The following is a 17,433-nucleotide window of genomic DNA, read 5'->3' on the forward strand; positions in this document are numbered from 1 at the left end:
TCAGTACCTCCCCTCGATGAACCAGCCGCCACGTTCCCTGGCCAGCAGATAGGCGCCGCTGCCCGTGTCGCCCCGGCCCGCCGCAGTGATCACCTGAAGCCGGGCGACCCGGCGAGCGGCTGCTTCGGGACGGCCGAGACTCGCGGGCATGGAGACGTCGGCGAAGGCCGTCGTCCACCATCGCTCCTCCACCGGCCACGGCCCCGCCCAGGCCAGCACCTCCAATGCCGGATCGGTTCCGACGATCAGCCGATTCGGCGGCGCGGTCAGGACATAGCGACCGGTGACGCCGACCGACCCGCCCGCCGCGTCGAGCAGCCGGACCGGCGTCGGCGGATCGGGCAGCAGCGACGGCGAAGGCGCAGGAAGCCTGCCCGGCCACGGCTGGTTCGGGTCGAGTCCGGGAGTGAGCTCGTCGCCCCAGGGCACCAGCCGCACCTGCTCCCGAGGCCCTCGGCCGCCGCCGAGCACCGGAGTCAACACCGAGTCGGGACCGAGCAGGCCCTGCACTCTGACCAGCGCCCGGCCTGCCCGGTCGGCCGCCGTGCCCGCCCGATCTCCGGCGCTGAACAGGTCGAGTTGCAGGCGGCCCGCACCGACCAGTTCCGCAGGCTCCAGCCGCAGCATGACCAGTCCGGCGGTCGGCCCGTCCTCCTCGACGGTGTCGCGCGGGGCGGTGCGAGTGCCGAGAGTTTCGCCGTCGGGATCGCCGTCGCCGCCGCGACTGCCCGTACGACGCAGCCAGCCGTCGAGCTGCCAACGGACCCGGTCGGCGATGCCTGCCGAGGTGAGCGGCTCGGCACAACGCCAGAGTCTGGTGAGCTCCTCGCCGTGCTCGGTACAAGCGACGATGCCGAGCCGGGTACAGGCCAGGCCGCGTTCGACGAGGTCCGCGTACAGCCGTTCGGCCAGCGCCCGCGCGGCGAAGGCGGCCGCGTCGACCCGCTCCACCGGGGGATCGAACTCCTGGGTGACCGAGGAGTCGACGGGGGTCCGACGTAGGGCAGGCGGGCGTTCCTCCATTCCCCTGGCCAGTCGATGCGCGAGGATCGCGTCCACACCGAACCGGGAGGCCACGTCGGCGGCGGCCAGCTCGGCGAAGTCTCCCAGCGTGCGAAGACCGAGTCGGCGCAGCAGATCGACCAGCCGCTCTCGTTCCTCGCGTCGATCGGCCGGGTCGATCAACTCTCCTGCGGGCAACGGCGCCAGAAAGGCGGGAGTGTCACCCGGCGGGATCAGCAGCCCCCGGCGGGCGGCCAATGTGGCGGCGAACAGCCCGTCGGCCACCCCGACCTGGCATTCCACGCCCGCCCGAGCCGCGACGACGTCGACGAGCTGTTCGGCGAGCGACTCCTCGCCGCCGAAGTAGCCTGCGGACCGCGCGACGGGTATCGCGATCACCCCCGGCCGCACGATCTCCACCGAGACGACCAGTTCCTCCACCGCCGAGGCGACCGGCTCGAACAGTCGGGCGTCCCGTGCCTCGTCGGCAGGCAGGACGACGAGATCCGGGCAACGCGACTGGGCATCACGCTTCCGTGCTCCCCGCCGCACGCCGTCGGCGCGGGCCGCCGTCGAACAGGCGAGAACTCGGTTGGCGGCGAGCACCGCCGCAGGAGTCTCCGGCGGCAGCCGGGCATCGGCACAGGCCGCCACCACCGGCCAGTCCGGACACCAGAGGACGAGCAGGCGCAGCGGTGTCCCGGCGAACGGCTCCGGCTCCGGCTCCGGCTCCGCAGGCGACTCGGTCGCCTGCCCGATGACAGGACCGGCCTCGGATGGCGGCCCCGGCGAGGCCGGGGGCCCTGCCGTAGGCCGAGGTTCGGACGAAGACCGGGGCTGGGACTGGGACTGGGACTGAGCTTGGGGCTGGGCTTGAGACTGCGGTTGAGGCTGGGACGGCATGACCATCGCGGGGGGCTCGGGGAAATCCGTCATGACGTCCTCCTCATTCCGGTGTCGTGGGTCGCTTCCTGACCCCGTTGTGGCGGGTGTCTTGCATTCGTGTCGAGAACGCAGGCGGGCCCGCAGACCGAGCAGGCGTCTCGTCGGCTGTCCCCAGGCCCGCAGGCGTGGCGATCCGACGTGATCGCGCCGGGCACGGGCCGGCGCGCGGCCGCCCGAGGTGATCACGTCGGTTTCATGGCGACAGGCGGATTCGTCGCCTGCCGACTGCCGCATCGCCACTCGCGTGGTGATGCGGCTCAGTTCGGCCGCGTGCCGTCGCGTATCGCGTGCTGGGCCGGTCGGCGAGCCTGCGGCCGCAGGATCTCCGTTGTCGCGGACTCGCCCGCCCGACAGACGAGAGCCCTGCCGAGGAAGGCCCTGCGCCTACGTGGCCGTCGCCACGCGAGGCAGAACCGCCTCAGCCCACGCTCGTCGCCGGGGACCGCCCGACGGTTCGTTCGCCCCGACTCGCAGGCCCGACTGACCGGCCTGCGTCCTCGATGAGAGACAGCCGCGCCGACCTCGGCCGTGCGGCGGCGCCCCGCCCGACCACCCGCACCGTGGCCTGACAGTCACGCACTCGACCCTCGCCCGTTCCCGGTCCGCGCCAGACCTGCTCGACGCAGCTCACGTCCAGGTCTGGCGCGGGCCAGTCGTCGAGCCGACCCACCGGGAGCAGCACCGCACCACGCTGTCTGGCCCTGGCCGACAGACTCCTGGCCTCGGCCGATCGCAGCCCCGGTGTCTCCGCGACGACGATCAGATCGACGCCGTCGATCAACGAGGCGACCACCGCCGCCGGGTCCCTACCTGGATGGGGCACCAGGACGAGACGCTCCACCGCAACGCCTGCCTCGGCGGCGGCGAGCACGCCCAACCCGGTCATCCCCACCACTGCTGCCCAGGAACCGGCGGCGGTGGCCTCGGCGATCAACGCGAAGAGCAGCATGGTGGACCCGCGCACCGCCACCGTGCTGCCCCGACGAAGACCGCCCCAGGGGAGTAGCGCACCCAGTTGCTCCCGGACCGGCAACACCTGTCGAGCTGCGAAGTCCGCTGTGCCCACGGCCATCCCCGACGCCGTGACCACCCCGTCCAACGCTGCCAACGTGGTGACCGCAGCCCGGGACACCGGCTCCCCTTTCTCCCTGCGATGCGGCAGGCCCCCGACACCGGCCGCACCACTGATCGAACACTTGTTCGACCGACATGACCCAGTAAAGCCGCCGCCGAAGAGCCCGTCAAGGGTGGGGGACACCACGACCGGGTGAAGTCCAGAAGGGACCGGCAGGGCAGGCCTGTCCGCAGGCGAGAACCGCCCTCATCACCCGGCCTGATCGGCGAGGATCGCCCGACCTGCCGCCTGAGATCGTGGTCTCGGGCGCGGGCGCGCGGAATCCGCGAAGACGTACGCGGAAGTCACCGGCACGGCATCGGCGACTTCGGCGGCACGACCGCTCGCCGCCGCTGCGGCATCCCCTGTGGCTCCCGCGAGACAGGTCCGCGAGGAGGACACGCCCAGGTGCCGGTGGCAGTCCAGCTGCGAACCGGTGTGAGGTCGAACGTGCCCCACTCCGGAGTCGGCGTCAGGAGCCCGGCGAATTCACAGCCGACGCCAGGTCGGACGTACGTGGAGCCGGTGACCGGCACGGCAGAGACTGGTCGCGCTCTTCGAACCGGGAACGGCCGTGGCGACCGCTGCGGTGCAGCCCGTCTCGGCAGTCTGCGCCGGCCGGTGCCTGCGGAGTCGCTGCTGTGCGCCCCCGCTGCGTGAGCAGCGTCGACGCACCGCCGGTGCACGGCGATGTCACCGTGCACCGTCATGGCCGCCGCCCGATCGGAGTCCCCTGCTCCGACATCAGGAATCGCCGCCTGCCGGGAAGTCGATGCTCGGCCCCGATGAACTCCGCGACCGGACCACCGACCTCGTAGCCTGCCGTCAACACCAGAAGGAAGCCTGCGACGTCGGCACTGACCTCGGCCACGTCGACGACCCCGACGGCACCAACAGCCCCGGCATCGGCAGCAGCAGCATCAGCAGCCTCGGGTCAGCAGCAACCGTGCCTGCCCCGAGGTCGGCATCGAGTCCTCGCAAGGCCCGGAACCGGTCGGCACCGCGAACGAGGCCCGCAGCGGCCAGGGTCCCGTCCACCAGCCCGTCCTGCGGTGATCGCGACGATCACCGCAGGACGGATGCCATCCCAGGCCGGTCTGGTGAGAAACTCGCCCACCGCGAACGCGTTCGTCGACGTCACTCCGGACACGGTTGACAGAAGACCGAGCGCAGGCTCGGCGGCAGGCACCAAGGCCAGATCCGCTTCCGTCCAGGACGACAGCCGACCCGCCACCCCCGGGCGGCCCACGCCGCCGCGCAGGCGAGCGCCGTTCGCTCGTGAAGCGCACGTTCCGCCGCGTTCACGGTGCGCAGGCGGCCCTGCCACGCGAGCCGCCCCGCGTCGTGTTCCGACGAAGGGCGACTCAGCGATCCGAACTCAGTGTGCGAAGTGCCGGGTGCCGGTGAGGAACACCGTGACGCCTGCCGCCTCGGCAGCGGCCAGCACCTCGGCATCGCGCACCGAGCCGCCGGGCTGCACCACGGCCCGCACGCCCGCGTCCAACAGCACCTGAAGGCCGTCGGGGAAGGGGAAGAACGCGTCGGACGCGGCCACCGAGCCCTTCGCCCGGTCGCCCGCCCTGGCGACCGCCAGCCGCGCGGCGTCCACCCGGTTGACCTGGCCCATGCCCGCTCCGACGGTCGCCCCGCCGTCGGCCAACAGGATCGCGTTCGACTTCACCGCGCGACAGGCCCGCCAGGCGAAGGCCAGATCGGCGAGCGTCTGCTCGTCGACCTCGGCACCCATCCGAGTCCAGTTCGCCGGGTCGTCGCCCTCGGCGTCGATCGCATCGGCCGTCTGCACCAGCAGGCCGCCGGAGATCGCCCGCAGCTCGGCACCGCCGCGCACCGGTGGCTCGGCGACGAGGATGCGGATGTTCTTCTTCCTGGTCAGTACGTCGACCGCCCCGTCGGCGAATGCGGGGGCGATGATCACCTCGGTGAAGATGTCCGACACCTGCTCGGCCATCTCCACGGTGACCGGCCGGTTCGCCGCGATCACCCCGCCGAAGGCGCTGACCGGGTCGCAGGCGTGGGCACGACGGTGCGCGTCCGCGATGGCGTCGTCGCCGGTGAGCGCCGAGACCGCGATGCCGCAGGGATTGGCGTGCTTGATCACGGCAACGCAGGGCAGCTCATGGTCGTGGGCCGATCGCCAGGCCGCGTCGGCGTCCACGTAGTTGTTGTAAGACATGCCCTTGCCGTGCAGCTGCGTGGCACCTGCCAGCCCGGTCGCGGCCGAGTCGCCGCTCCGGTAGAGGGCGGCCTGCTGGTGCGGATTCTCCCCGTACCGCAGCACTCGGTCCCGCTCCCAGCTCCGGCAGAGCCAGCTCGCGAAGCCTGCCTCCGCCGCGTCCGGAGCCAGCGTCTCCCCCATCCAGGAGGCCACGGCCATGTCGTAGGAGGCGGTGTGCCGGAACGCATCGACGGCCAGTCCCTGCCGCTCGGCCAGGGTGAACCCGCCTGCCGAGACAGTGGCCAGCACCGACTCGTACCGGGCGGGCTGCACGACGACGGCGAGGTTGGCGTGGTTCTTCGCCGCCGCCCGCACCATCGCCGGACCGCCGATGTCGATCTGCTCGACGCAGTCCTCCGGCGCCGCGCCGGAGGCGACCGTCTGGGTGAACGGGTAGAGGTTCACCACCAGCAGATCGAAGGGTGCGATGTCCAGGCTCCGGAGCTGTTCGGCGTGCTCCGCGCGGCGCAGATCCGCCAGCAGACCCGCGTGGACGCCGGGGTGCAGCGTCTTGACCCTGCCGTCGAGACACTCGGGGAACCCGGTCACCTTCTCGACCGGCGTGACCGGGATGTCCGCCTCGGCGATCCGCGCGGCGGTTCCGCCGGTGGAGACGATCTCCACTCCCGCAGCGTGCAGGCCCCTCGCGAACTCGATCAGGCCCTGCTTGTCCGACACGGCGATCAACGCGCGTCGCACCGGGCGACGGGCGGCGCCGTCCTGGTCGGTCTGGTCCGAACCGTCGATCACGGGGTCGGTCACGGGATTGTCACCTTTCGTCCGATCACGGTGCAGCCCTCACGGGCGAGCCGGGCCACCACGTCCACGAGCAGCCGGCGTTCCACCGTCTTGATTCGTTCGTGCAAGGTCTGCTCGGTGTCCGAGGCCAGCACCGAAACCGCCTCCTGCTGGAGGATCGGCCCGGTGTCCACTCCGGCGTCCACCAGATGCACGGTGGAGCCGGTGACCCGCACGCCGTAGCGGATGGCCTCGGCCACCGCGTGGGCTCCGGGGAAGGCAGGCAGCAGGGCCGGGTGCGTGTTCACCACACGACCGTCGAACCGCGCCAGGAACTCGGGGCCGAGAATCTTCATGAATCCGGCGGAGACCACCAGGTCGGGCCGGTGTGCCGCGACGGCGTCCGCCAATGCCCGATTCCAGCTCGCCCGATCGGAGTGATCGGCGAGCCGCACGGCGAACGTCGGCAGGCCTGCCTGCTCGGCACGCGCCAGCCCGGCGGCGCCAGGGCGATCTGAGCCCACCGCGACCACCTCGGCGGGAAAGTCGGGAGCCGATGCGGCGTCCAACAGTGCCTGCGCGAGCGTTCCGGCGCCCGAGAGCAACGTGACGACGCGGGCGGGCACGGGAAGTCGAAGCCGGGAGGAGACGGGCCCTGCATCCGGGGGTGAAGCGCTCAGCGTGATCTCCTGACGAAACCGGGGAGGAGTGGGCCCAAGCCTAGGTCGCGCCGGTTCGATCACTGCGGCCAGGGCGATCGACGACCCGATCGGCTGATCTCCTCGGCCCCGCCCCGATCCACGCCGCAGGCGGCGCGTCTCGACTATGCGCCGGGAGCGTCCGGATCGTCCTGCGGCCAGACCTCCGCCGATTCCTCGACCGAGCCGCGCCGCCTCGACACCGCAGCCGCCTCGACGCCTGGCGAGGGCAGGACGACCCCGCTGACCTCGGCCGACCGGGCGACGGAGTGCTCCCGCCTCTCGGCCTGCGCCCCGCGACCGGCGGGCCCGGAGGCAGCGTCGACGGCGGGGTCCTCCCGAGGAGAGGGCACGAGGACGACGGCATCCGGACCGTCTGCCGTGCCGGGTCGGGCGGCGCGGGGAGTCCGCCGCGCATCGGCGTCCTCGGCCACGGCCCCGACCCGTTCGACGTCGTCGGTGGCGGTACCTGTCTTCGCACCTGCCACCTTCCCGACGACGGCCGATTCGGCCGCACTCGGGTTCCCGGCGACATCGTCCGAGCCGACGTCGGGCTCCGCGTCGTCGCGAGCCGCAGCGTCGTCCGCCGTCTCGGCAGCGGGCAGCCGCTCGTCGGCAGGCTCCGACTCCTCGGGGTCATCGGGCTCCGCGTCGTCGGCAGCCTCGTCGTCTGTCTCGGCATCCCCAGCTGCGGCGTCCCCGCTCGCGGCATCCCCGGCGGACTCGTCCACGTCATGCGCCGCCTCAACGGTGGCGGCCGCCGTCTCGTCCGCCGCCCGCTGCGGCCGACCGAGCCACGCCACGAGGACGGCGGGCAGTCCCGTCCAGACCAGGACGGCCAGCGCCAGGCTCGCCGCAGGCACCTGCACCGGATCGAACGCCCCGCTGCCGAGCCGTCCGCCCGCAACGACGGCGGCGGCCGAGGCGATCGAGGCCGCGATCACGACGCCGACGACAGCCGTTCTCAGTCGATCGCGTCGCGGTGTGCCGCCGCCACCGCCGAACCAGCCGAGCAGCACCCCCACCGCGATCGGCAGCAGGAGGACCAGCGCCCACCACGGCCGCGCAGCCGTGTCCGGCAGGGCGGCCAACAGGGGCAGTTCCAGCTCGGGTCCCGTCCGGGCCGCGAAGGGAGTCACGACCGCCTGGCCGAGCGAGAACCCCGGCCCGGCGGCGAAGGCGACGCCCGCCGTCACCGCGTTGGGCAGGTAGGCCAGCGAGCAGAGCAGCAGACCGAGCGCGTCGGAGAGGCGATCCTGGTTGAACAACTCGACGACCTCAGGTCCTGAGGCGAACAGTCCGAACAGGGTCACGGAGGCGCCGGTCGCCAGCAGGCACGCCGCGCCGAGCAGCCCCGCCCGGACTCCGTCCTGCACGGCCCTGGGCCGCCCGTCGAACCAGGCGGCCAGGACGCCGCAGCGCAGCACCCCGACGGCGGCGGCCGCGGCGGCCAACAGGGCACTCGTCAGCCCGGCGCTCGACGGCGAGACGATGACCAGCCCTGCGCTGCCTCCGGTGGCGACCTCGGCGAAAGCGACGGCGAGCACCCCGTGACCGGCTGCGGTCAACGCCACCAGTAGCAGCGAGGTCCACAGGGTCGCGGCCAGCCTGCGCAGCGTCGAGGCGACACTCGTGGCGATCAACGAGAGCAGGATCAGGGTCGGCAGCAGGGGCAGTACTCCCACCGGCTGCCCGAGGATCATCAGCGGGACCTGGTGAGCCGCGAGCCACGCAGGCACCGACACGCTCAGCACGGCCCCGAGCGAGAAGGCGTCATCGCCCGCGGTGGCCAGAGTCAGCACCGTCAGGGCGATCACCGTCAGGCAGCCGAGGAACAGCGAACCCAGCACGGACGACACGAGCACCCTGGCCCGTTCTAGTTGGCCTGCCTCCGGGATCGCAGCGCGATCCGCGCCCTCGTCGACGGCCGCTCGGAGCGTGATCACGCGGGCAGGGTCGCACCGCCACCACGCCGTTCCGGCTTGCCGCGCCGTTCCCGAACGGGTGAGGGCGACGGGAGACGGGCGGGGCTCGAACCGCCTGCCGTCACCCGCGCAGCCTGCCGCCGAATCGTCCTGCCGGTCGACGTCGGAGGGGCGACTCGGACCGATGTCGGTCGCATCGGCGACTACGCACGTCACGGCCGCGCACAAGACGGCCGCGCACCGCGCGGCGAGACAACCGCGCGACAGCGGCGCCGAACAGGTGAGCGCCAGGCAGGTGCGCTCGGCACCCGCGAGCGCACCCGGGCAGAACCGAAGCACCTCGGAGATCGTCGAGCAGAGACGACGATGCCGTGACTCGACGGGTCGAGTCACGGCATCGTCAGAACCTGTACTGCGCTCGGTGTCGGCTGCTCAAGCGCCGACGGGCTCCACCGCGCAGGGGGCGGGAAGCCCGGCGAACGCTCAGCTCTGGCCGTAGCCGCCGGGCGGCGGCGTGGTGCCGGGCTGCTGGCCGTACTGGCCGGGCTGCTGCGTGCCGCCGAACACCTCGGTGCCCTGGGCATACGGCGTCGGCTGGGCGGGCTGTCCCCCGGTACCGGGGTTCTGCTGTCCGTACTGCTGCTCGGCCTGGCCGAACTGGGCCTGCTGGCCGAACTGTCCCTGCGGGGCCTGGCCGTACTGGCCGGGCTGTCCCGCCTGCGGGATGCCGCCGCTCTGCGGGTTCCAGTTGCCCTGCGGGTAGGCCGGCTTGGGGGTGACCTTGAGGATCTCCGCGTTGAACAGCCACGCCGTGACCAGCACGCCTGCCTCGACCAGCCCGACGATCAGGGCCACGATCGTCATGGGGGGCAGGTCACCCGACCAGTGGACCACCACCTGGAGGAGCCCGAGCACACCCAGCACCGCGAGCACCGCGAACAGCAGGTGCAGTTGCGGTCCCTTGGGCAGCAGCGAGATGCCCGCGAGCAGGCCTGCGATCAGCAACAGTGAGGTGGCGGTGCCGGGGCCGCCGCCGATGCCGAGGGACGGGGCGATGCCCGCCTCGCCGAAGGCGAGCAGATAGACGATGAGGCCGAGCCCGGCTCCGACGAGGGCAAGGATGGACGGAAGGCTGAAACCTCCCGCAGGCTGCGCTGGACTGCCAGCCTGCTGTTGAGGTGCGCCGTAGGGCACGGACATGGCGGGGTCTCCTCCTCCACCGGATGCAACATTGCCGTTATCGGGCAGTCGGAACGCTAGCCGATCGCCCGGATAGGACGAATCTCGGTCTCACGAGGTTCCGTCGATCACCCTCGGTTTCCTTTTCCCCGGACCACAGTGCACCACCCTCACCCGATCAAGTAGGGATGGCCGCACTTTTCGTGACGACGAACTCATCAGGTGGACGTGTCGGCGTCGGTCCGCCCGCCGAGCAGTGCGCAGCACCCGTCGCCCAGGCCCGAGACGACAGCAGGCCGGACATCCGCAAGGAATGTCCGGCCCTGCTGTACGGAGTGGCCTGGTATCAGCCGACGAGTGCCTGAACGGCCTCGCGGGCCAGTGCCGCCGTCTCGCTGGGGGTCTTGCCGACCTTGACGCCGACTGCCTCCAACGCCTCTTTCTTGGCCGCTGCGGTACCCGACGAGCCCGACACGATGGCGCCTGCGTGGCCCATCGTCTTGCCCTCGGGAGCGGTGAAGCCCGCGACGTAGCCCACCACCGGCTTGGTGACGTTCTCCGCGATGTAGGCCGCCGCGCGCTCCTCGGCGTCGCCGCCGATCTCGCCGATCAGGACGATGACCTCGGTGTCCGGGTCGTCCTGGAAGGCCTGCAGCGCATCGATGTGCGTGGTGCCGATCACCGGGTCGCCGCCGATGCCGACTGCGCTGGAGAAGCCGATGTCCCGCAGCTCGTACATGAGCTGGTAGGTCAACGTGCCCGACTTCGAGACCAGGCCGATCCGACCGGCCCCGGTGATGTCCGCCGGGATGATGCCTGCGTTGGACTTGCCGGGAGAGATCACGCCGGGGCAGTTCGGCCCGATGATCCGGGTCTTGTTGCCCGTGGCGCCCGCGTGCGCCCAGAAGGCCGCGGTGTCGTGCACCGGGATGCCCTCGGTGATCACCACCGCGAGGCCGATGCCCGCGTCGATCGCCTCGAAGACGGCCGCCTTGGCGAACTTCGGGGGAACGAAGATCACCGACACGTCCGCGCCGGTCGCCTCCTTGGCCTCGGCGACGGTGGCGAACACCGGAAGCACGGTGCCGTCGAAGTCGACCTTCTGGCCCGCCTTGCGCGGGTTGACCCCGCCCACGACCTGCGTCCCGGCCTTGAGCATCCGGCGCGTGTGCTTAGTGCCCTCCGCGCCGGTGATGCCCTGGACGATGACCTTGCTGTTCTCGGTGAGGAAGATAGCCATCTGGTGTCACGCCCCCTGCGCGGCGAGTTCGGCGGCCTTGGTGGCCGCGTCGTCCATGGTGTCGACCTGGACCAGCCCCGGCAGGGCCGCCTCGGTGAGGATGCGCCGCCCCTCCTGGGCGTTGTTCCCGTCGAGCCGCACGACGATCGGCCTGGTCACGGCCTCGCCCCGACTGTCGAGGAGCGCGAAGGCCGCGACGATGCCGTTGGCGACCGCGTCACAGGCGGTGATGCCGCCGAAGACGTTGACGAAGACGGACGTGACGTCGGGGTCGGAGAGGATGATCTCCAACCCGTTGGCCATGACCTCCGCGGAGGCGCCGCCGCCGATGTCGAGGAAGTTGGCAGGCTTGACGCCCCCGTGCTGCTCCCCCGCGTAGGCGACCACGTCCAGCGTCGACATCACCAGGCCCGCACCGTTGCCGATGATGCCGACCTGGCCGTCGAGCTTCACGTAGTTGAGGTCCTTGGCCTTGGCCGCAGCCTCCAACGGGTCCTCGGCGCCCTTGTCGACCAGCTCGGCGTGGTCGGCGTGCCGGAACGCGGCGTTCTCGTCCAGCGTGACCTTGCCGTCGAGAGCGATGATCTTGCCCTCGGGGTCGCGGACCAGCGGGTTCACCTCGACGAGCGTGGCGTCCTCGCCGACGAACGAGGCCCAGAGCTTGACGATCGCGTCGGCCACCTGATCGGCGACCTCGGCCGGGAACTTCGCGGCCTCGACGATCTCGCGAGCCTTGGCGGAGTCGACGCCTGCGATCGGGTCCACCGGAACCTTGGCGAGCGCCTCAGGCTTGGTGGCCGCGACCTCCTCGATGTCCATGCCGCCCTCGACCGAGGCCATCGCCAGGAACGTGCGATTGGTGCGGTCGAGAAGGAAGGAGAAGTAGTACTCCTCGGCGATGTCCGAGGCGGGGGTCACCAGCACGCGATGCACCGTGTGGCCCTTGATGTCCAGGCCCAGGATGGCTTCCGCCTTCTCCTGGGTCTCTGCGGGGTTCTCGGCGAGTTTCACGCCGCCCGCCTTGCCTCGCCCGCCGGTCTTCACCTGGGCTTTGACCACGACCGGGACGCCGAGTTCCTCGGCGGCACCGCGAGCCTGGTCTGGGGTAGTGGCGACCGTGCCCGGGAGCACCGGAACGCCGTATTTGGCGAAGAGGTCCTTCGCTTGGTATTCGTACAGGTCCACTCGAGTCTCCTGCGACGTCGGTGTCGGACTCCGCAGACCTTAACGACCTGCGATGACGGCAGGCACGTCGCATCCGGTGAGGTCAATCACCGCGTGACCTGCGTCGCAGAGATTCGGCATCGCGACTCGGGCCGTCTTCGGCGCCGACTCGCCGCGCGTCGCAGCCGACTCGCCGTCGGACCTCGTCGATTCAGCGGCGAGCGGCCGGACTCTTCGATCGGTGAGCGGCGACGCGACGGACCAGGCGGACGACTGTGACGACCGACTCATCGGCGTGGGCCGCTCACGTCAGGAGCGGTTCAGGTACCGGCAGTCTGGGCCACGTTGCTGCGGACCCAGTCGACGATCTCGTGTGTCGGCGCACCAGGAGTGAAGACCTTGGCCACGCCGAGTTCGGCGAGTCTGGGGAGGTCTTCCTCGGGGATGATGCCGCCGCCGAAGACGACGACGTCGTCGGCATCCCGCTCCTTGAGCAGGGCGACGACCTTCGCGAACAACGTCATGTGGGCGCCGGAGAGCACGGACAGCCCGACGGCGTCGGCGTCCTCCTGAAGGACGGTCTCGACCACCTGCTCCGGGGTCTGGTGCAGGCCCGTGTAGATGACCTCCATGCCGGCGTCGCGCAGTGCCCTGGCGACGACCTTGGCCCCTCGGTCATGACCATCGAGTCCCGGTTTCGCCACGACCACCCGGATACGACCGCTCACGGCTTCCTCCCACCTGGGCGTCGCGGCCCTTCGAGACCTGGATCGACAGGCTCGCGCGGCACCTATGACGACCCGTCAGACGACCACGTTGTCGATGTCCCGCCTTCACACGGAACACGAAGGCCGCTCGCGGGTTCGCGGGCGGACTCGCTGATCGCAGACTAGCGCCTCGGAGTCGGGTCAGCGGTGCGCCGGGTGACGCGGAACACCACACCCGCGCCCGCCACCAACACGATCACTCCGCAGAGTCCCAGCCACAGGCCGGGACCGGGTTGCGCGTCGGCGGCGCGGGCCGCGGTCAAGGGGTACTCCAGCACGCGTAGCAGGAGCAGGCCGGCTGCGCCGAGGAACAGTCCGACAGCCTGCGCGGGTCGGGAGCGGGGAGCCAGCGCTGCGGCGACGACCACGCCGAGGACGCCGAGCACCTGGCTCCAGGACGCGATCTGGAAGTTCGAGAAGATGCCCGCCGAGGCGGACCCGGTGAGCGCCGTGAGTTCTTCGGACTCCAGCACCGGCAGGGTGAACGCACCGAGCGCCCACAGCGCGCCCATCGCCGAGGGGACCACGGCGGGCCAGTCGGTCGGCCATTCGGAGAGGTCCACCTCCTCGCGCTCGACCGCGCCCGCCGTCCAGGCGAGGAAGCCGCCCGTCGCGGCCAGCGGCACGGCGGCCATCACCAGCCAGGCACCGGCGCCGAGGCCCGCCCCGACGAGTTGGTTGGCGGCGAAGACGACGTCGAGGGAGACGGCGGCGACCATCGGAGCGGCCAGCCACCCCACGACGAGCGCCGGGCGGGCGACGGTGGAGCTGACGGGCAGCAGCAGCCCGAGGCCGAGCAGGACCAGCAGCAGCCCGGCAGGCACGAGCAGGCCCGCCTGGTGATTGACCGGCTCGGAGATCAGCTGATCGGTCGGGGCCAGGCTTGGCAGGACGACACCGGCCGACAGGGCGATTCCGGCGAGCAACGCGGGCACGCCCGCCGCACGTCGCAACCGCGCAGCACCGGGCAGCCGGACCTCGTCGGTGCCCTCCGCAGCGGCTCGGCCTGCCGAGCGCGGCGCGGTCCGCAGCGCGAGCAGCACGAGGACGAGGGCAGCGATGAGCGCGAACACCGGTCCGGCCGTCAGACCGAGGTCGTCGGCGAACAGCCCGGCGGCCGAGAACGGCGCGGCGAGCGCGATCACCATCAGCGCGGTGCCCAGCAGCCCGCCCAGCGCACGATCGGCGTCGCGAGCAGCCGTGGCCAGCAGCGTCGAGGCGACGAGGCCGAGGAAGGTCACCACCCAGCCCACAAGCACGAGCCCGTCGGCGTCCAGCACCGCACGCGGCAGCAGGTAGGGATCGTCGGAGGAGAAGGGGGCGCCTGCCAGGCCGAGACAGGCGGCCACGACCACGAACAACGCCGCGATCGCCAGACCTTGTCGCCTGCCGCTCTGCGCGGGCCGGGCTCGCCCGGCCGGAATACCGGACAGTCGTTCCAGGGGGTCCGAGGCGACGGACCGATCCCTCTCGGCCGGTTCCGTGCCGAAGCCTGCGCCGAGCCCCTGATCCGGCGTCGCACCGAAGGCGGCGCCCTGGTCCCGGCCGAAGTCCTCCCCGCCGCTGCGGTAGGCGAGGACGCCTGCGATCACTGCGGCGAGGTGCGCGGCGACGAGCAGGAAGGCGCCGAGTCCTGCCCCGGCCGATGCGAGGCTGTCGAAACGGACCAGCTCCGGGCGCACCACCGAGGCGGCGTCGACGAGCAGCACGCCGTCGAGCAGCGCCCGACCCGGCGCGACCAGAGCCGAGGCGATCAGGATGCCGACGGCGGCGCCGGACCTGCCCCGTGCGGCGAACAACCCGGCGAGCGCCACGGGCAGGAGGTGGATCAGTGCCAGCAGCGGCCAGGACCCGTACCCGGGCGCCGTGGTCGGCTCGGTGAAGCCCACGAGCGGGGCGAGCACCGCGAGCAGCGCGCCACCGCCCGCCACCGCGATCGCGATCCACAGCCCGGCGGCGTCGGAGTCGAGGGGAGGAGTCGTCGAACTCGATCCGCCGTCTCGCGGCGTCCGCCTGCCGACAGGCCGAGCCCGTTCACCGGGGGAACGGCCCGCGATCGATCCAGTCCGCGCATTCACCGCGCCGACGCTAGCAAGGGGTGGGTCATCCCCGAGGGATGTCATCGGGATCGCGGGTCGAGGGGCGGGCGGGCGTCCCAGGCCCGCAGGCCGTCGTGATCAGCACAACGCCCCCTACCGATGAGTACGACATTCGTGGCGGCGACCATTCCCGAGGTTGCGGTGACATATATCACACCAAATCACCGTTTAATCGGCCTCGGACTGAGGACGGAGTAGATCGGTTGAGCCAGCCGGCCCAATGATCATTGCAACCCGACTGCCGCACTGACCAGGAAGCCCGCTTCTCAAACCTCTTCGGCCGAAAAAGTCAACAACACAGACGGTCACACTTCTCCGACCAGGCCCGGAAGCCACCCCCCATTCGGCAGAGCGTGATCTCAGGGAGTTGCCCTTAAGGGTCTCGCCCCGTTACTGTCCCCCGGTCCGTTGTCACGGTCTGATCACGAACACATCGCTGCCGGCGAAGGCCGGTCAGCGGCACCGGGATCCCCCGCCCGGACGTTCGTTTCAGACTCCCCGAGGCTGAACGGAAGGGCAGGCTTTGTCTCAACACCGCTCACCCGGCGGCCAGAGCTCCCCCGAGGCACGTGATGCTGCGCGCAAGCGCGCGGCGACGCGGAATCGTGGCGCTCACAGGCTCAGTACGCCTTCTCCTGCACTACGTGGTCGCTTCGTCATCGCAGCCGTCGCGGCAGGCGCCTTCGTCGCTGCCGGCCAGTCTACCCAGTTCGGTCTTGACTCCGACGGCGGACAGGCGTATGGCGCCGAGACGACCAATCTCGCCGCAGGCTCCGACGCGGCCCCCTCCGCATCCGCAGGCGGCTATTCCGGCGTCGGCGGAACGATGATCGCCCCCGAGGTGCTGCCGATCGCGCAGGCCGCCGAGCCCGGCGCCGCCGTCGGTCAGATCGTCAAGGGCCAGCAGATGGAGGTCGAGACCGCCGCCGCCGAGGCGGAGGCCGCTCGACCCAAGTTCTGGGCACCGGCCCAGGGCACCTACACCTCCGGCTACGGCGCCCGGTGGGGCACGACCCACTACGGCATGGACATCGCCAACGCCATCGGCACGCCGATTCTCGCCGCACACGACGGAGTCGTCATCGAGACCGGTCCCGCCAGCGGCTTCGGCCTCTGGGTCCGGGTGCAGGCCGCGGACGGCACAGTCACCGTCTACGGCCACATCGACTCCTACTCGGTCCGCCCCGGCCAGCAGGTCCAGGCAGGCGAGCAGATCGCCCAGATGGGCAATCGAGGCTTCTCCACCGGACCGCACCTCCACTTCGAGGTGTGGGCGCCGGGCGACGGTAAGAAGATCAACCCCGCAGCCTGGTTGCAGGAGCGCGGCGTCCAGACGTGATCGATCGTGAGCGGCCCGGTGCCCTCGGCGTCCTGCCGAGCGTCGACGAGCCGCGAGCAGCAGCAGGAGAGAAGGCCCGGGAGGGCCGAGACCGCAGTGCAGACAGGACATCTCGTCGGCACCCCCGACCGGCGAGCCGGAACCCCCGTCCGGAGTCCTCGAAGAAAGGTCAGGCGTTGTCTCGACATCGCACCGCAGGCGGCGCCAACCCGTCGTCTCCCGTCATCGACAAGGCACTGGAAGAACGCTCCCCGCGCCCCCGAGGTTCGCACCGTCTGCCACCGCCGCCCTCGATGCGAGGCAAGCTGGTCGTGGCCGCCGTCGCCGCCGGAGCCTTCGTCACGGCAGGCCAGTCCGCGATGCTCGGCAGCGAGCGCTCCGAGCATCAGACGGTCGACGAGGTGGCCCCGCTCGCCGCAGGCGGCGCGAGCGCGTCGTTCACCGGTGTCGGTGGCACGATGCCCGCTCCCGAGGTGCTTCCCATCGTCCAGGACGTCGCCCCCGACGCGGCCGTCGGACAGATGGTCAAGAGCACCCAGATGGAGGTGGAGGTCGTCGCCGCCGAGGAGGAGGCGGCCCGCCCCAAGTTCTGGGTTCCCTCGGTCGGCAGCTTCACCTCCGGTTACGGCCTCCGCTCCTTCGGGAGCCGCTTCAACGAGAACCACCTCGGCATCGACATCGCCAACGCGATCGGCACGCCCATCTACGCCGCCCACGACGGAGTCGTCACCACGGCGGGCTCCGCGAGCGGCTTCGGTCTGTGGGTCAAGGTGCAGGCTGCGGACGGCACGACGACCGTCTACGGCCACATCGACTCCTTCTCCGTGCGTCCGGGCCAGATCGTCCAGGCAGGCGAGCAGATCGCCCAGATGGGCAATCGAGGCGACTCCACGGGGCCGCACCTGCACTTCGAGGTGTGGGCGCCGGGCAGCAACCAGAAGATCGACCCCCAGGCTTGGCTGGCCGAGCGCGGCGTCTACCTCTGAT

At 71.4% G+C, this 17,433-nt stretch carries 14 protein-coding genes; 3 read left to right on the forward strand and 11 right to left on the reverse strand.

Annotated elements, in window-relative coordinates; genetic code table 11:
* The 7 genes from UA74_RS27825 to UA74_RS27850 all read right to left on the reverse strand — a co-directional run bounded on the left by UA74_RS27825 (nucleotide 1) and on the right by UA74_RS27850 (nucleotide 9,858).
* Nucleotides 1-1,938, reverse strand: coding sequence for a DNA polymerase Y family protein (locus UA74_RS27825; RefSeq protein ID WP_232237512.1), 1,938 nt, complete (start codon nucleotides 1,936-1,938; stop codon nucleotides 1-3).
* A gap of 427 nt (nucleotides 1,939-2,365) precedes the next feature.
* A complete protein-coding gene (locus UA74_RS27830) occupies nucleotides 2,366-3,079 on the reverse strand; it encodes a hypothetical protein (RefSeq protein WP_075742841.1) in 714 nt (237 codons plus the stop codon).
* 688 nt (nucleotides 3,080-3,767) lie between these two features.
* Nucleotides 3,768-3,932, reverse strand: a complete 165-nt coding sequence (locus UA74_RS32510; protein ID WP_157434475.1) for a hypothetical protein — start codon at nucleotides 3,930-3,932, stop codon at nucleotides 3,768-3,770.
* A 507-nt stretch (nucleotides 3,933-4,439) separates the two neighbouring features.
* Entirely contained in the window at nucleotides 4,440-6,059 is a 1,620-nt protein-coding gene (gene purH / locus UA74_RS27835) for a bifunctional phosphoribosylaminoimidazolecarboxamide formyltransferase/IMP cyclohydrolase (RefSeq protein ID WP_232237513.1), read from the reverse strand.
* Entirely contained in the window at nucleotides 6,056-6,661 is a 606-nt protein-coding gene (purN, locus tag UA74_RS27840) for a phosphoribosylglycinamide formyltransferase (RefSeq protein WP_083683713.1), read from the reverse strand. The genes purH and purN overlap by 4 nt, the downstream gene beginning before the upstream one ends.
* A gap of 197 nt (nucleotides 6,662-6,858) precedes the next feature.
* Nucleotides 6,859-8,679 (reverse strand): cell division protein PerM, encoded by a 1,821-nt coding sequence (locus tag UA74_RS27845; RefSeq protein WP_157434476.1) that lies wholly within the window; start codon nucleotides 8,677-8,679, stop codon nucleotides 6,859-6,861.
* Between the two features lie 462 nt (nucleotides 8,680-9,141).
* Nucleotides 9,142-9,858, reverse strand: a complete 717-nt coding sequence (locus tag UA74_RS27850; protein WP_075742843.1) for a DUF5336 domain-containing protein — start codon at nucleotides 9,856-9,858, stop codon at nucleotides 9,142-9,144.
* A 167-nt stretch (nucleotides 9,859-10,025) separates the two neighbouring features.
* Here UA74_RS27850 and UA74_RS32515 point away from each other — a divergent pair, with 167 nt between their 5' ends.
* Nucleotides 10,026-10,202 carry a hypothetical protein gene (locus UA74_RS32515; protein WP_157434477.1) on the forward strand — a complete coding sequence of 59 codons (177 nt, stop codon included), beginning with the start codon at nucleotides 10,026-10,028 and terminating at the stop codon, nucleotides 10,200-10,202.
* Here UA74_RS32515 and sucD read toward each other — a convergent pair.
* From sucD to UA74_RS27875, 4 genes are all read right to left on the reverse strand, one after another.
* Nucleotides 10,184-11,077 (reverse strand): succinate--CoA ligase subunit alpha, encoded by an 894-nt coding sequence (gene sucD / locus UA74_RS27855; protein ID WP_075765774.1) that lies wholly within the window; start codon nucleotides 11,075-11,077, stop codon nucleotides 10,184-10,186. The genes UA74_RS32515 and sucD overlap by 19 nt on opposite strands.
* Before the next feature lie 6 nt (nucleotides 11,078-11,083).
* Nucleotides 11,084-12,262 (reverse strand): ADP-forming succinate--CoA ligase subunit beta, encoded by a 1,179-nt coding sequence (gene sucC / locus UA74_RS27860; protein WP_075742845.1) that lies wholly within the window; start codon nucleotides 12,260-12,262, stop codon nucleotides 11,084-11,086.
* A 299-nt stretch (nucleotides 12,263-12,561) separates the two neighbouring features.
* Entirely contained in the window at nucleotides 12,562-12,969 is a 408-nt protein-coding gene (locus UA74_RS27870) for a cobalamin B12-binding domain-containing protein (protein ID WP_075742847.1), read from the reverse strand.
* A 161-nt stretch (nucleotides 12,970-13,130) separates the two neighbouring features.
* Nucleotides 13,131-15,086 carry a hypothetical protein gene (locus UA74_RS27875; RefSeq protein WP_075742848.1) on the reverse strand — a complete coding sequence of 652 codons (1,956 nt, stop codon included), beginning with the start codon at nucleotides 15,084-15,086 and terminating at the stop codon, nucleotides 13,131-13,133.
* 544 nt (nucleotides 15,087-15,630) lie between these two features.
* Here UA74_RS27875 and UA74_RS27880 point away from each other — a divergent pair.
* Nucleotides 15,631-16,446: a M23 family metallopeptidase gene (locus UA74_RS27880; RefSeq protein WP_075742849.1), complete on the forward strand. Its 816-nt coding sequence runs from the start codon at nucleotides 15,631-15,633 to the stop codon at nucleotides 16,444-16,446.
* Between the two features lie 176 nt (nucleotides 16,447-16,622).
* Nucleotides 16,623-17,432, forward strand: a complete 810-nt coding sequence (locus tag UA74_RS27885) for a M23 family metallopeptidase (RefSeq protein WP_232237522.1) — start codon at nucleotides 16,623-16,625, stop codon at nucleotides 17,430-17,432.
* The last annotated feature ends 1 nt before the right edge of the window (nucleotide 17,433 follow it).

This window comes from Actinoalloteichus fjordicus (genome assembly GCF_001941625.1).
GTDB classification, from domain to species: domain Bacteria; phylum Actinomycetota; class Actinomycetes; order Mycobacteriales; family Pseudonocardiaceae; genus Actinoalloteichus_A; species Actinoalloteichus_A fjordicus.

Coding starts and splice junctions, on each gene's coding strand:
- UA74_RS27850 (WP_075742843.1), bottom strand. CDS start 9,858: ATGTCCGTGCCCTACGGCGCACCTCAACAGCAGGCTGGCAGTCCAGCG.
- UA74_RS32515 (WP_157434477.1), top strand. CDS start 10,026: ATGGCCGCACTTTTCGTGACGACGAACTCATCAGGTGGACGTGTCGGC.
- UA74_RS27825 (WP_232237512.1), bottom strand. CDS start 1,938: ATGACGGATTTCCCCGAGCCCCCCGCGATGGTCATGCCGTCCCAGCCT.
- sucD (WP_075765774.1), bottom strand. CDS start 11,077: ATGGCTATCTTCCTCACCGAGAACAGCAAGGTCATCGTCCAGGGCATC.